Here is a 14,801-nt window from a genome sequence, read left to right as displayed (position 1 = left end):
GTCTCCGCTTACAGTTCGGCGACCTGCATCGCTCGGGCCGCGACAGGCTGGGGCAATTTCCACCGTCGCCTGCCTGCCGCCTCCAGATAATAGGCTTCGAGTTGCCGGGCACGATGATCGGGTGTGTGTTCCGCCAGGATTCGTCGGCGCGCGTTATTAGCGATGGTGAGCCGACGATCTTCCGGAATGTCCCGGAGTATCTGGCTGACTTCGCGGGCATCGGAGACCAGCAAAATCTCGGTCCCGGGCTCCAGGATTGTCTCAATTCCAGGCCAGCGGTCCGAGATCACGGGAGTGCCGCATGCCGCAGCTTCGAACAACCGGACGCTCGGTGAGAATCCGAGGTCCCGCATATCTGCGCGCGTGAGATTGAGCGTAAAGCGCTGCTGCGAATAGAATGGCGGATGCTCTGGTTGAGACAAATGCTCGATCCGAGCGACGTTGTCCGGCCAAACGAGCTGCTTGGGATATCTCGATCCGGCTACAACGAATTGATGATCGGCCAGCATCTTCGCAGAGGCCAGCAGCAGCTGCTCAAGCGATGGCTGCCGATCCTCGCTGAACGTGCCGAGGTATCCAAGCGCCCAGTGCTTGTCCGTCTTATGAGGCCGGTAAAGACCAGGGTCTGCGCTGCAATACAGCACCCGCGCCATCGGACTTCCGTAGCCGTCCTCGATCATGCCCGGCACCGGCCCGCCTGAAAAGGACAGGTACACGTCGAATCTCGGGATCATGGCTGCGGACAGATATTCCAGGCCTTTATCGAGACCAGCCAGGGTGACCGGCGTATCGATGTCGTAAAAAGCAGTGATACCCTGCGCATGCGCCGTCACCCACTCGGCGATGGCGATGCCATCCGGAACGTAAGATCCGAGAATGACAAGGTTTGCGTCGCGAATGAGCGAACTGTGGCGCCTCGGAATGTCCTGCAGCGATTGATATAGTTTGACGGTCCAGCCTGAAGGCTTGATCAGGTCGCGATGGCCGCGGTACCAAGGAACGTCGCGTTCGAGGAAGGTGACATGGTGACCGCGCTTTACCAATGCCTCGATCAACGCGCGATAGGTGGTGGCATGGCCGTTGCCCCATGAAGACGTGACCGAAAGCCCGATGATGACAATATTGAGGTTCATTCTGCCGCCTCGATCTTTGCGCTCATTCCTTCGAGCAGTTGGTTGAATTGTCGTGCGCGTTGCGCGTAAGTGTGATGCGCCAGAATGCGGACCCGGGCGCGCTGCGCGATGGCATGGGCACGCGGGGGGTCGAGGGCTTGCAGATGCTCGGCGACTGCTGCCCCGCTTGAAGCGATCAGAACCTCACGGTCAGGCTCAAGAAAGAGATCGATACCTTTCCAATCGTCGGTGATCAGGCAGGCGCCCGCGCCGATGGCCTCGAAGACGCGGGTGGGCGGCGAAAAGCCATACTTGGCCATGCTGTCGCGGTTGACGTTGAGCGTCGCCAGGCTGGAGCTAAAAAAAGCGTTATGATCGTTGGTGCCGACGTGACCCAGCTTGCGAACATTTGCCGGCGTTGGCTTCGTGTCCCAGCCGGACCCGCCGAGTACAAAGCTCCTGGCCGGCAGGCGTCTGGCGACGTCCAGGAAGAAGCTGTCGACGCGCGCCTCCCGATCGGGCAGGCGGTTAGCAAGCAGACCCAGATCGCTTGAGAATGCGGAGTTTGGCGGCGCCGGAAAGTGCGTGCTGGGATCGAGCGCATTGTAGAGCGGCACGCAATCGCGCGCTCCAATCGCGCGATAGGCATCGATTACGGGATCACCGCCACCATACGTCAGCACCATGTCGTAGCGGGGGATGGCATCCCGCAGATGATGATCTGGATCGCTTGCGATTGCATCGAGGGTTGCCGGCGCGTCCACGTCCCAATAGATGCGAATAGCTTTTTCCGGTCCCTGTGCGATGGCACATTCGAGCTCGCGGTCAAACACGCCGACGCCGCTCGCCTTGATCAGCAGATCTGCTGATCTTGCAGCCTGTGACAGCGCGTGCTGCCACCCCTCGGCCGTGGCTGGATAGACCGATACGCGCGCCCATGGTGGATCCGCGATATCGCGGTGCGCTTGCCGCTCGAAGGCGTCCGGTTCGTAGAAGGTAACGTCATGTCCAAGGGCTGCGATTTCCTTCAGCATGCCGCGATAGTACGTCGCAGCGCCGTTCCAGTAGGAGGATACAAGGCTCGAACCGAAGAAGCAGATCTTCATGACAGTGCCTCCTGCAGATGAGAAGCAGTGTCGGAGCGTCGGGGACCGCGAATGGAGTCCACAATGCTTAAGAGCTCAAGCACCCGGTGGCGGCAGGTATGACGTTCGGCGATCGTTTGGAGGCCAGCTGCAGTCATCGTTGCCGCAAGTTCGCGGTCATGAAGCAGCACCCACAGCGCTTTCTTCATCTCTGTGCCGTTGGCAGCACGCAGATATGATCCGGAAGGAAACAGGTTTTCGACGTCGTCCCACGGCGCGGATACGATCGGGATGCCGCACGCGAGCGCTTCGAACATCCGGATGGTCGGAATACCGGGCAGAGATCGTGCGTAAGGTCCACGCGGAACGTGCACGGTAGCGCGGGCGCTGGCGAATGCCGCAGGCGCCCGATGCGCGGGCAGCCAACCGCAATATTCGATGCCGGCCGCGTCGATGGCACGCAGCGCGTCCAGCGGATACCTTACGCCGTGGATCCGGGCTCGGAGACTGAGTTCGGCGACAGGACGAAGGAGAAATTCTGCGAGTTCAGCACTGCGCTCGCCGTCGCCCCAGTTGCCGATCCAGATCAGATCATGGGTGGGCTCGATCTCCGGCATCGGCCGATATAAAGCCACATCGGCCCCTTCGTGCCACGTGAAAGCCCGGTTGGCCCAACCCAGCTTCAGATAAATCTGCCGAAGCACCTCTCCAAAGACGAGCACGCCATCAAAGCCACTGAGATCGAAACGTGCGAGCTCGTCCGGCGCCGTCACCGCCCGATGATGCGTGTCATGGAATAACAGGGTGAATGGCGCGCCTTCAATGCGGCGAAGGCCGATGTCTCCGATCAGGTCCCGCGAATTCCATTCATGCACGATCACCAGGTCGGCGCCGTCCAGCGCCCGATCGAGATCCGGAGATGCTCCGTATTGCCTGACATCGATGCCAGGCAGGACCGTCAGCGCGTCCTGTAGCGGATGAACGCCGCCATCGCGGATGGCATTGAGGCGGCTCCAGCCCTCGGCAGGCTCATAGACGACGACGTGGTGACCGAACTCACGCAGCTCGCGTGCAACGCCACGGAGAAAATGCGCGTTGCCATTGTTCCAGCAGGAGGTGAGTGCATGATAAAACAAGACGCATTTCATGCATGCACCTCGATTGTGTGAGGGCAGGTGGAACGTGAACGCTGAGCAAGCAGGCATCGGTACAACGATCCGTAGTCATCTGCCGCCTGTGACAGTGAATAGGTCTTCGATCGCTCCCTTGCGGCGATCTGGAGTCGTGCGCGTTCCCGATCGTCGGAGCAAAGGCTGGCAAGAGCCCGATGCAGCGCGCGATCATCGGCAGGATCGACGAACAGGGCAGCTCCGCTCCAAAGCTCCCGGAATGTCGGTATGTCGGAAAGGACCAGGGCACATCCCGCAGAAGCGGCTTCCAGCACGGCAAGGCCGAATGGTTCGTACCGGGCCGGGCTCACGAAGATCGCTGCCCGTTGCATGCGTGAGCGCAGAGCGCCGTGCGAAAGATCACCGATCAACATGAGCTCGCCAGTATCGTTGCCTGGCATATCAGATTGCGGTCCGGCGACGAACACCGGCCAATCCAGCCCTCGCGAAGCGGCAAGCGCCGAAACGTTCTTGGCGGTATCCCATAAACGACCGGCTGCCAGGATAAAGCGCCGCTTCGAATTCGGAGACGGGCGGGCAGGCGGTATGCCGTTCCAGATCACGGTACCTGATGAGCGTGGCCGGTACAGGTTGCAAATGACATCTTGAAAAGCCCGGCTTGGAGCTACCCACGCCTGCGCGCGGTCAAGGCCTGCGGCAACGGCGCGTGTGTAGTGCCGCCATTTCGGCTCCGCCAACCATCCTGTACTGCCGCAGGCGACACTCCAGGAGTTCACGCAGGAATGCGCGACGACGACCACCGGTGCCAGCCAGTCGAAATTCGCTTCGCGAAAGCTGTTGAGATGGATAATGTCCGGCTGGATCGCATCTTCGAGATCTTCGAGAAGGCGCTGCGCAGTGGGCAGGTCTTCCCCGCCGGGGTCCTGCCACTCGAGGGCGAGGTTGGTTTCAATCAGGCGAACGCGGCTATCGCGCAGCATCGCCCGCTTTTCGCCGCGCGGCGGCGGTCCGAGGGTTACGAGATGGACCTCCATTCCCGCGGCGGCCAGCGCGGATGCGAGCCCCGTTGAATAAGTCCACACGCCGCCGACTGCGTCCGTGGTCATCAGAACCTTGATGGGCGCGGACGGGCTCATGGCGCCACCTGAATCTCGAGTGCGGTCAGAGGGGCAGGACGCTGCTCCTGGACGTCACTGAATTGATCGAACATCGCGAGATAGTGCGTGTGTGCCCTCTCCCAGGCGAATTCGTCAGGTTCGCCCCAAAGCTTTCGATAGTCCGGCGACCCGGGGTAAGGATAGAGCGGAACAGGATCGTTGGCCCAGACGCCTGCGTCCTGCATACGGCGGCGCCAGCGCTGCACCACCGGGTCATCGTCCTGAGGCATTTCGATCAGGTTCGCCTGCACGAACGGCACATGCCGGCGCGCTTCGACGAGCCGGTCTGCAAGCTGCTCAGTCGTCATCCGGCAATTCTTCGCCAGCGCCGCACGGCCCTCGGGCGTCAGGCTCTCGATGCCGGCCTCGATGGACACGCAGCCGGCCCGGCCGAGCAATTCCAGCATCTCGGGCTTCCAGAGATCGATGCGGGTCTGCACTCCGAACTTCAAGCCACAAGAAACCATTCCTTCGAGCAGTTCGGCATTGGGCAGGAAGATTTCGTCGATGAAGTAAATGTATTCGACTCCTTGCCCATGCAACCGATTGATCTCGTCGAGAAGAACGGAGGGAGGCCGCTTTCGATACAGATTGCGGAAATTCTCCTTTGCGCAGAAGGTGCAGTGATAAGGACAGCCGCGCGACGCCTCGACTTCGGCGCCCGGCCCCGAAGGCTCAGCCTCGAAACGATGATGATGGTGATGATGCCGTCGAACCATTTCGTCTGGCCAGGCGAGCGCGGGCAGGTCGTTGAAGCTCACAGCCTGAGGGCCGCCATTGACATGAACGGCGCCGCCTTCTGAAAAGCAGAGCCCGGCAAAGTCGCGGTCCCCGTTCGCCAAGCGTAGCAGCGACTGCTCGCATTCGCCCATGACTACGATATCGACCGCCAGTTTCTTTAACGCAGCGGTCGGAGTCGTCGAGCCATGCGGTCCGACGGCAACAAGCGTCGGCCCGAGATCGCGCGCGGCCAGTGCGAGTTCCTGCGGTACACGGAGTTCAGGTGGCGCACAGCGCCAGAACAGGTATGTCGGCGCCGTCGTGATAACGATGATGTCCGGCTGGAATGCGCGCAGCTCCGATCGGATGTCTGCCAGCGACAGGTCGAACATATGCGCGTCAAGCAGCAGCGTCGAATGCCCGGCTTTCCTGAGGTAATGCTGCGAAATGCCGAGTTCGAGCGGCAGGTGAGGGGACCGGCACCCGAAATAAATGCTGCCATCAAAGTTCCAGTTCGGATTGACCAGGGCAATGCGCGTCATGCAGAGGCCTCGCGCTTTGATGCGTCGCCAAAGCGGCCGGCGAGCCATTCGTGAAGCGAAATCAGGCCGTCGCGCAACGAAGTTTTTGGCTCCCAGCGCAGCGCCGTGGAGAGCGCTCGCGTGTCGGTTACGTACCAGGGCTGGTCACCTGGCCGCCAATCGGCAAAGGAGCAGGCGATGTCGTTGCCGGTCAATTCCTTCAGAAGACCAATCAGTTCGCGCAGGCTCACCGAATTCGATGGACCGCCGCCCAGGTTGAACGTCCGCCCGCGGACTAGCGCGATGTGGTCCAGTGCCGCGAGCCAGGCGTCCGCTGCATCCGAGACATGAAGCGCATCGCGGACTTGATAGCCGTCGCCGTAGATCGTCAGGCGATCGCCACGCAGCGCGCTGAGCAGAAAATGGGCGATCCAGCCCTGGTCCTCGGTGCCGAACTGCCGGGGGCCGTAGATGCAGCTCATGCGCATCACAACCGTTTGCAGACCGAATACCCGGGCGTAATCGCGGACGTATTGATCGGCCGTTCCCTTTGAACATCCGTAGGGGCTATAGAAGTCCAGCGGAGCGTTTTCTGATATGCCGTCGGTCAGTGCCGGGCTGGCTGGTTGATAACGCAGTCCCGTACGCACGATCTGCGTGTCGTCGATCAGCCGCCCATAGACCTTGTTGGTGGATGCAAACAGCACCGGCGCTGACGGATTATGAAGCCGCACAGCCTCGAGCACGTTGATGGTGCCGCGTGCGTTGATTTCAAAATCCGTGATGGGGTCGGCGACGCTGTCTGTGACGGCCACCTGCGCCGCCAGGTGAATCACGGCGCTCGCCTCGCGTACCGCGTCGATCACCGGTATCGGCTCTCGGATATCCGCAACGATGATATCGACGCGTTCGCCGTATCGTGTCTTCAGCCATTGGGCATTTTCACGAACCCCGGCGCGGGCCACATTGTCCAGCACGATAACTTCGTTGCCGCGGCCAGCAAGGCGATCGGCCAGGTTACAACCTATGAAGCCGCAGCCGCCTGTGACAAGAACGGGCCCTGTGTGACGCGTGTTCATCATGCCACCAGCCCTCGTTGCAACAACTCCTGGGTTGCATTCTCTGCCCGGTCTTCGGCGATTTGATCGGCGAGATATCGAGCCAGTTCATCAAGACCGTGTTCAAAGGCGACCGACGGTTCGAAGCCGAGCAACGCGCGGCTCTTGTCGATATCAGCAAAGCAGTGACGAATGTCGCCGGCGCGGTACCTCCCGGTAATTTCGGGCGAGATTGTCGGGCGACCCATGACCCGGGCCAGATCGAGAGCCACAGACTGGATCGTTCGGCTCTGTCCTGAACCGACGTTGAACACATCGTTGCTGTGACCGCTCTCCAGCGCGAGCAGGCAGGCACGTGCGACGTCGTGCACATGAACGAAATCGCGCCGTTGCAGACCGTCCTCGAACACCAGGGGAGGCCGATCATTCAGCAACCGCGCGGCAAAGATCGCCAGCACGCCGGTGTACGGATTGGACAGTGCCTGATGGGGCCCGAACACGTTGAAAAAGCGCAAAGCAAGGGTCGGAATGCCGTAGGCATTGCCGATGATCAGGCACATCCGCTCCTGCGCGTACTTGTTTAGTGCGTAGATGGAGCTCAGCGATGGCTGTTTGGTCTCGGGCGTGGGCAGAGGCTCGAGGATGGCTCCATCGTTGTCCTTCAGCTCCCATTCGGCCTTCCTCAGTTGAACGACCGGACGCTCGGCTGGCGCAACCGGGTCTCCTTCGATTGAACGGCAAAGTCCTTCTCCGTAGATGCTCATCGAGGAAGCGACCACAAGGCGTTCGACGGGGCGCTTGGAAAGTGCTTCCAGCAAGATCGCCGTGCCTAGTTCGTTGGTCCTGACGTAGGAGGCGATGTCGTACATGCTCTGGCCGACGCCAACGCTGGAAGCCAGGTGCAGCACCATGTCGGCGCCGCGCAATGCGCGCTCGACTGATAGGGGATCGGTGACATCTCCGACGATGAGCTCCGCTTCCTTGTTGAGATAGGTTGGGCGGTGACGTTGCGCGCCGTGAACCTGAGGGGAGAGGTTGTCGAGCACCCTGACGTCGTAGCCTGCCGCCAACAAGGCATTCGCTGCGTGGGAACCGATGAAACCGGCGCCTCCCGTAATCAAGACCCTTGCCATCGGTGGCTCTCCTTGCTCGGCATCAGAACGGCCTTGCGACCCTTCAACGGTGAGAGTGGAAAGCACGCACTGAGAGTTTGGAGGTCGCTTGACCGCGCGCTGTTCACAACTATGAGCTAGAAGCGGTGCAACGAATGTTGGTTCCTGCAAAATGTACAAACAAAAATTCCGCTAACCTAGATCAATAACATGAGTGAATCGCGAGTGATCGAGGCGAATTAAAATGGCAGGCCGTGTGCGAGCGGAGGGAGCTGGAGATGGCGCGCAACCGTCGCGCCGATATCGGCGAAGCCACTGCGTTTGCCGATGGGCGAGGAGCGCTGCCGACCCGCAACCAGGATCGGAACCTGTTCGCGCGTGTGATCGCTGCCGGGCCACGTCGGATCGCAGCCGTGGTCTGCGGTGATGACCAGGAGGTCCCCGGTCTTCAGCCGCTCCACCAGCTCTGGCAGCCTCAGATCGAACGCTTCGAGCGCGGCTGCGTAACCAGCTACGTCGCGCCGGTGGCCGTAGATCGTGTCGAAGTCAACGAAGTTCGCGAACAGCAGTCCGCCGTCGGCCAAGTGATCCCATCCATCCAGCATGCAGTCGAACAGCGCGTCGTTGCCGTCGCCACGCTTGTTAAGCCCGGTTCCACGATGGGCGAAAATGTCATCGATCTTGCCGATCGTCACTACTTCGCGGTGCTCCGCATCGGCAATATCGAGAATGGTTGGCTCTGGCGGAGGTACCGCGAAATCGCGCCGGTGCGAGGTTCTTTTGAAGTCGCGACTGCATGTTCCTGTAAAGGGACGTGCGATCACCCGACCGATGTTGAAGGGATCAACCAGCCGCCGCGCCACGGTACAGATCTCATATAGTCTCTCGAGCCCGAAGTTTTGCTCATGGGCGGCGATCTGGAACACGCTATCGGCAGACGTATAACAGATCGGCTTGCCGGACTGGAGATGCTGTTCGCCGAACTCCGCGATAATGTCGGTGCCGGAGGCGTGACGATTACCGAAGATGCCCGGCAGGGCGGCTTGTTCCACAAATGCGTCAATGAGTTCTTCCGGAAAGCACGGTTCGGTCTTCGGGAAGTAGCCCCAATCGAAGCGAGCTGGCACGCCGGCGATTTCCCAATGACCGGAGGGTGTGTCCTTTCCCCTGGACTGTTCACTGGCGCAGCCACATTGCGGGCTCACCTCGCCGCGATACGCCAGTCCCGGTGATTGCCGGCCCGTGGCGAGGCGATGAGCCTCGCCCAGTCCGAGTTCAACGAGATGAGGCAGGTGCAGCGGTCCCTGGCGTGTCTCACTGTCTGCATCACCGACAGCGCAGGCTTCCGCAATATGCCCGATCGTATCAGCCCCGTCATCGCCATACGTCGCGGCATCCGGCGCGGCGCCTATTCCGACGGAGTCCATGACGAGGATCAGGGCGCGCATATCCCATCCTTTGCGGGTTCGAACTGCGGAGATGCGGAGCCGATCGCCGCTGGAAGGTCGGAATAGCGTTCGATCATGCGTGCGCAGAAATCAGCAAACTCTCGGGGATCAAGTGGCGGACTGGTATGATGTGAAGCGAGCCCACGATGTTCGGGCGTAAAGCAGAACGTCAACGTTACCTTGAACTCCGCCAGCGCCTCCATCTGGCGGTCGAACCAGTCCATGGCATTGGGACGAAAGCTGTCAGCCCACGACAGACCGGTTCTGAGATGCGTCACGCCAAGGCGACGCATCCAGCGCACCGCCTCATCGAGCCGATGATCCTCGAAATGAAACCATTGGCATAGTCCCATCACGTCCGAATATTTTTCGAAGGTTTTGCACGACATTTTCGGCGTGCCGTCCTCGCGCAACAGCCCCATGTGGAAGTGCCGGTAATAGGACGACCCCTCGGCTTCACGATGCCGCGTCGTCGCCTCCCAAGTCGAAGGAAGATCATACAGGCTGTACCAATGGATCCTCGGGGCCCGCCCCGAAAGCAGTTCTGCCGTGCGGCGCACCCCCCAGTCCTGAACTTCTTCCGCGCCAAAAGACGATACGCCGACCTCCGTTACCCAGACCGGCAAGGAAACGATTGATTGAATTTCGGCCAGCTTATCCGGCCACTCGTCGATCTGCCACAGATTCCAGTCGAGCGGGAAGCCGTGGACGGCCACGACGTCGACATGGTCCAGGACGCCCTTTGCCTTCATGTTCTCGATAAAGGAGGGGTCGATCGGCGAGATGCCGCCAAGCACTCGGGGCAGGGTGGGATGAACCGCGCGAATAGCCCGCCCCGCCGCGACCGCGGTTTCGGCGAACTTGTCCCATCCGGGATCCAGCTGAAGGTCCCAGTGCGACTTGTTATTGGGCTCGTTCCAGATCTTCGCTGCCTCGATCATTTGGCGGCACCTCGCGGTACTGCCGGGATCGCGGCCGCCCCGGATCTGTCGACCCTTCTGCAGAGATAGACTTCCTCCTCGGGGTGGGCTGCGATCGCAAATCCGGCGCTTCGAAGCATGGCCTCCACGCAGGCCCGGTTCGGCGCCCACCAGTTAGTGGGATCATCGGCGTATTTGTGCTCGATGAAATGCATCTTTGGGTAGCCCGCGTTGTCGAAGTGCGACGTTGTCCAGAAGTCATAGTCGCGTTCGACCGCATCCACCTGATTGGATCCGCGGAGCATGGACTGGAATAGCAACAGGTCGCGCGCGACATGTTCGTGGATAAGGTCGAGCGCCAGCAGGGGGTGTCGCAGATGGTAAAGCACGCCCATGAAGATCACGAGATCGAATCGCTCGCCGAGCTGCCCGACGTCGTAAGCCGACATCTTGCGGAATTCGATTTTGAGACCGGTGACCTCGGCTGCGAATCTGGCCTGCGCCAGGTATTCGTCGTCTGTATCGAGGCCGAGCACGCGCTCCGCACCCCGGCGTTTCATTTCCATGGCGTAGAAGCCGGCATTGCAGCCGATGTCGAGAACGGTTTTGCCCTGCAGATTATCCGGGATGACGCCAGCGAAACGGCGCCACTTGACCTGCGGATAGTCCCCCAAAAAGTGCGAAGGCGCGGTACTGACGCCCCTCAGATCGAGATTGTGAAACCAGGGGCCGAGCGCATCGACGCGGCGACGGATTTCTTCCCTGGAGAGAACATCGGTCATGAGGTTCCTCCTGTCGTCGCTGGCGAGGACTTGTCGATGTTGACGCGGACGAACCGAGTGGCTGCAGGGCGGTCCTCTGCGCGGCCAATTTGCGCATCTGAAAGCAATGCCATGGCGGTTCGATAGCCATTGAGCGTGCCGACGTCGACATAGGATTCGCCAGCCTTGACCCCGATGCCACACCCGCCGGCCTTGATATATCCATTGACCAGCGTTCCGAAATATTCGTCGCGGCAGGCGCGTTGCTTCCAGAGCAGATGCAAGTCGCGGAAGCCGGCCGCGGACATCCTGAATGCGCCCCAGATCCAGTTCGATTCCGCGTCCGCCTGCTTGACCTGGATTTCGCGGATACGCTCGCCATCGAGCACGACTGCGTCAAAGAATTCCGGATGGTCCACCGGGAAAAGAAGGAACGAAAGATCGGCATCGGGCAACGAGCTCAGCGCGGCCTTTGGAAACCACACCGTATCGGGCAATCCCACGAGGACGTCTTCGTGATTGCCCACGACCGTGCTGGCCCGGAACACTGCGTCGCACAAGCCGCTGGCCTGCGGTTGCACGACATAGGCGAGCTCGGCGCTTCCATAGCGGTCACCATAATATTCGAGGATGTCGGATTTGCCGGGCGAGATGACAAAGCAGATCTTGTCGGCACCTCCCAGGATCAGCCGCTCGATCAGGTATTCCGAGACGGCGCATGGGCGATCGAACCCTTTGTCGCTGCGGCTACCGACCGGGAGCAACTCCTTGGAAAACGCCAATGGCTGAATGCGGCTGCCGCGCCCGGCGGCTGGAACGATACCCCACATCTCTAGACTCCCTGCGCCTCTGCTTGACAAGCGCTGCGGCTCGCCGCCTGCTCCAGCAGCTCGATAAGATCGGTCGCCCGCTGCCTTGAGCTATGCTGATCCAGGGTCCGCTCGCGAGCGCGCATGGCTATGCCTGACAACTGGCTGTCGTCCATCTGAAACGCTGCAAGCGTATCGTTTGGGTCGTCTGCCAACAGGATCTCTTCGCCGGGCTGAAAGAATGTCTCAAGACCGGTCCAGCGATCACTGAGCAGCGGCGTGCCGCACGCGGCCGCTTCGAACAATCGCCCGGAAGGGCACCAACCCATTCGCGCCATCGCACGCCGGGTGACGTTGAGGGTCAAGCGAGAGGAAGCGAAAAATGGCGCGTGTTCGGATGGCGGCAGGTGCCGCACAAAATAGATGTTTGACGACCAGGGGAAATCGGGCGGATACTGCGCGCCGCCGATCAGGAAGCGAAGATCTTGCCGCAAGCGCGCCGGTGCCACGAACAGGGCTTCCAGACCGGACTGCCGGTCCTCCGAATAGGTCCCGAGATAGGAGAGATCTGCGCGGTAATGTGCTTCGGCGGGAACAGGACGATGCAAATCGGCGTCAACGTGGCCATAGAGAGGCCTGATATCGTGCGCCCTGAGCCTTCGTCGAAACTCATCAAATAGTTGTTGTCCGCCCGTGAAGCTCAGGACGAGTGCGAACCCGTCAAGGCCCGTGGGACCGATGTAGGGCACCTGCTCGCCGGCCTGCAGCTTCGAAAGGGTAATCGGCGTATCGAGATCGTAAAAAACGGGAGTGGCGCGATCCTGGGAAAGGATCAGATCGGTGGCGGCGAGGGCGTCAGGACAATAGGAGGTTACGATTGCTGCATCGGCCTCCATCACGCTCGACTTTGCGATCGACCGGACGTCTTCCCATGACGAATAGAGCACGAGGCGTCCGCCTGGAATTTCGAACAGGTCTCTGGCGCCCGCGTAGTAGGGCACATCGCGCTCGAAGAACACGACCGAATGGCCCGCCTGAACGAGATATTTGCAAAGCCCGCGCCATAGCGTCGCGTGACCGTTTCCCCAGGAGGAAGAGATGGTCAAACCGAAGATGACAATGTTCACGCCGACACCTGTTGGTTGATCCGCGAGATGCGAATACCCGCTCTGTCGACGGCCAGCGTGCTAACGCTCGCCGGGTCGACTTCGATCGAAAGGAAATTATCCAGCGGTGTGCGGGAATAATGCAGCAGGGCCGCCCTGATCGGCTCCGCATGGCTGACGATGACAATTGCCCCATCTGTCTGAGCGCGCCGGAATTGCTCGAGATGCCGGACTATTCGTTGCTGAAGGGCCCGCATGCTTTCGCCCCCGGGAGGGCGACCGGAACCGCGTCGCGTATTCCACCTGTTCCATCTCGTATCCCCTTCGAGCTCTGCAAAGGTCCGCGATGTCCACGCTCCGTAGTCGATCTCATCGACTCCAGGCACGATTTCTACCGGCAGACCAAAGTGCCAGGCGAGAATGGAAGCGGATTGCTGAGCCCGCCGTTGCGGGCTCGACTGAATTGCAGCTGGTCGTTCAGGTATTATCTCGGCGCACCGCGACATCTGCCGGCAGCCGAGATCGTCGAGCTGCACGCCGGGCATCCTGCCGCAAAGCCAATGGCCGAGCATGGCATGATGACCGTGGCGGACGAGGTGAATCGTCTCTACCATGACCGCCTCACGCTTCGTCCTTGATGAAGGCCCGCGTCCTGCGACGCGCTTCCTCGTCGGTAAATTGTTTCGGCGGAGATTTCATGAAATAGCTCGAAGGGCCCGTCAGGGCGCCCCCAAGGCCGCGATCCATCGCCAGCTTTGCGCAGCGGACGGCGTCGATGACCACGCCGGCGGAATTCGGCGAATCCCAGACCTCCAGCCGCACCTCGGCGCTCAATGGTACGCCGCCGAACGTGGTGCCCTCGAGACGAATGTAGGCCAGTTTGCGATCCGTAAGCCACGGAACATGGTCACTGGGGCCTACGTGAACATTATCCGCTTCCAGGGGAATGTCGAACTGGCTGGTAACGGCCTGCGTCTTGGATATCTTTTTTGAAGTCAGCCGCTCCCGTTCCAGCATATTCTTGAAGTCAGTGTTGCCGCCGACATTGAGCTGGTAGGTTCTATCGAGCCGCACACCGCGCTCGCGGAACAGATTGGCGAGCACGCGATGCAGGATCGTGGCGCCGACCTGGCTCTTGATATCGTCGCCGATGACGGGAAGACCGGCTTCTTCGAACCGCCGCCGCCAGGCAGGATCTGAAGCGATGAACACGGGAATACAATTGATGAAACCGCAGCCGGCGTCGATCGCGCACCGCGCATACCATTCGCTAGCTCTTTGGGATCCGACGGGAAGGTACGAAACCACGACATCGGTGCGCGATTTCCTTAGCACCTCCGCCACGTTGACCTCGGGCTCGCTGGAGATCGGCACGTCATCTTCGAGATAGTGTCCAATTCCATCGAGCACCGGACCGCGATTGACGGTAATGCCAGTTTCAGCAACGGCTGTAAAACGATGCGTATTGTTGGGTCCGGCAAAGATGGCGTCCGCAACGTCGCGTCCAACCTTGTTGGCATTAACGTCGAACGCGGACGAAATCTCCACATCGCTGATGTGGTAGCCGCCGACGTCCGCGTTCATCAGCCCGGGGACCGGTTCATTGGCGTTGGCGTCGCGGTAATAGGTAAGACCCTGAACAAACGAACTCGCGCAGTTGCCGACGCCGACAACCCCGACGCGGACGCGCCGTCTTTCTTGAAGACGTGAATGCATTTGATTGTGCCTCCCGGGGTGCGAGCGCGAACGTAAGTACGTTGCCGGAACGTGCTTTCAAAATGTTCGTTCCTGCGCTGCTGACCGGCTCGCGAAGAGACCGTCGATTTCAGGGAGAAAAGATCAAAAATCTTAACCTGGTTTAA

General features: G+C 60.6%; 14 protein-coding genes. All 14 read right to left on the bottom strand.

All coding sequences use genetic code 11. The annotated features are described in order from the left end of the window. Positions 1–8: 8 nt before the first annotated feature. The 14 genes from ACVWVY_RS38395 to ACVWVY_RS38330 all read right to left on the bottom strand — a co-directional run bounded on the left by ACVWVY_RS38395 (position 9) and on the right by ACVWVY_RS38330 (position 14,655). Complete coding sequence (locus ACVWVY_RS38395; protein ID WP_456631269.1) at positions 9–1,133, bottom strand: CgeB family protein; 1,125 nt, start codon at positions 1,131–1,133, stop codon at positions 9–11. Then, complete coding sequence (locus tag ACVWVY_RS38390; RefSeq protein WP_456631268.1) at positions 1,130–2,218, bottom strand: CgeB family protein; 1,089 nt, start codon at positions 2,216–2,218, stop codon at positions 1,130–1,132. Before ACVWVY_RS38390 ends, ACVWVY_RS38395 begins: the two co-directional genes overlap by 4 nt. Next, positions 2,215–3,345: a CgeB family protein gene (locus ACVWVY_RS38385; RefSeq protein ID WP_456631267.1), complete on the bottom strand. Its 1,131-nt coding sequence runs from the start codon at positions 3,343–3,345 to the stop codon at positions 2,215–2,217. Before ACVWVY_RS38385 ends, ACVWVY_RS38390 begins: the two co-directional genes overlap by 4 nt. Next, positions 3,342–4,463, bottom strand: a complete 1,122-nt coding sequence (locus tag ACVWVY_RS38380; RefSeq protein WP_456631266.1) for a glycosyltransferase family 4 protein — start codon at positions 4,461–4,463, stop codon at positions 3,342–3,344. The genes ACVWVY_RS38385 and ACVWVY_RS38380 overlap by 4 nt, the downstream gene beginning before the upstream one ends. After that, positions 4,460–5,746, bottom strand: coding sequence for a TIGR04295 family B12-binding domain-containing radical SAM protein (locus ACVWVY_RS38375; RefSeq protein ID WP_456631265.1), 1,287 nt, complete (start codon positions 5,744–5,746; stop codon positions 4,460–4,462). Before ACVWVY_RS38375 ends, ACVWVY_RS38380 begins: the two co-directional genes overlap by 4 nt. After that, entirely contained in the window at positions 5,743–6,804 is a 1,062-nt protein-coding gene (locus ACVWVY_RS38370; RefSeq protein WP_456631264.1) for an NAD-dependent epimerase/dehydratase family protein, read from the bottom strand. Before ACVWVY_RS38370 ends, ACVWVY_RS38375 begins: the two co-directional genes overlap by 4 nt. Then, on the bottom strand, positions 6,804–7,916 hold the full coding sequence (locus ACVWVY_RS38365; protein WP_456631263.1) for an NAD-dependent epimerase/dehydratase family protein: 1,113 nt from the start codon (positions 7,914–7,916) through the stop codon (positions 6,804–6,806). Before ACVWVY_RS38365 ends, ACVWVY_RS38370 begins: the two co-directional genes overlap by 1 nt. Positions 7,917–8,134: 218 nt before the next feature. Further along, positions 8,135–9,343 carry a phosphopentomutase gene (locus ACVWVY_RS38360; RefSeq protein WP_456631262.1) on the bottom strand — a complete coding sequence of 403 codons (1,209 nt, stop codon included), beginning with the start codon at positions 9,341–9,343 and terminating at the stop codon, positions 8,135–8,137. Next, positions 9,331–10,284 carry a beta-xylosidase gene (locus ACVWVY_RS38355; RefSeq protein ID WP_456631261.1) on the bottom strand — a complete coding sequence of 318 codons (954 nt, stop codon included), beginning with the start codon at positions 10,282–10,284 and terminating at the stop codon, positions 9,331–9,333. Before ACVWVY_RS38355 ends, ACVWVY_RS38360 begins: the two co-directional genes overlap by 13 nt. Beyond that, the gene (locus tag ACVWVY_RS38350) at positions 10,281–11,045 is read right to left on the bottom strand and encodes a TIGR04290 family methyltransferase (RefSeq protein ID WP_456631260.1); all 765 of its coding nucleotides are present in this window, start codon (positions 11,043–11,045) and stop codon (positions 10,281–10,283) included. Before ACVWVY_RS38350 ends, ACVWVY_RS38355 begins: the two co-directional genes overlap by 4 nt. Next, positions 11,042–11,854, bottom strand: a complete 813-nt coding sequence (locus tag ACVWVY_RS38345; protein WP_456631259.1) for a nucleotidyltransferase family protein — start codon at positions 11,852–11,854, stop codon at positions 11,042–11,044. The genes ACVWVY_RS38350 and ACVWVY_RS38345 overlap by 4 nt, the downstream gene beginning before the upstream one ends. Positions 11,855–11,856: 2 nt before the next feature. Further along, positions 11,857–12,960 carry a CgeB family protein gene (locus ACVWVY_RS38340; protein ID WP_456631258.1) on the bottom strand — a complete coding sequence of 368 codons (1,104 nt, stop codon included), beginning with the start codon at positions 12,958–12,960 and terminating at the stop codon, positions 11,857–11,859. Continuing rightward, positions 12,957–13,553, bottom strand: a complete 597-nt coding sequence (locus tag ACVWVY_RS38335) for a histidine phosphatase family protein (RefSeq protein WP_456631257.1) — start codon at positions 13,551–13,553, stop codon at positions 12,957–12,959. The genes ACVWVY_RS38340 and ACVWVY_RS38335 overlap by 4 nt, the downstream gene beginning before the upstream one ends. Before the next feature lie 7 nt (positions 13,554–13,560). After that, positions 13,561–14,655, bottom strand: coding sequence for an inositol-3-phosphate synthase (locus tag ACVWVY_RS38330; RefSeq protein ID WP_456631256.1), 1,095 nt, complete (start codon positions 14,653–14,655; stop codon positions 13,561–13,563). Positions 14,656–14,801 lie beyond the last annotated feature (146 nt).

Source organism: Bradyrhizobium sp. URHC0002 (assembly GCF_054059515.1).
This window is presented reverse-complemented; position numbering and strand designations above follow the sequence as displayed.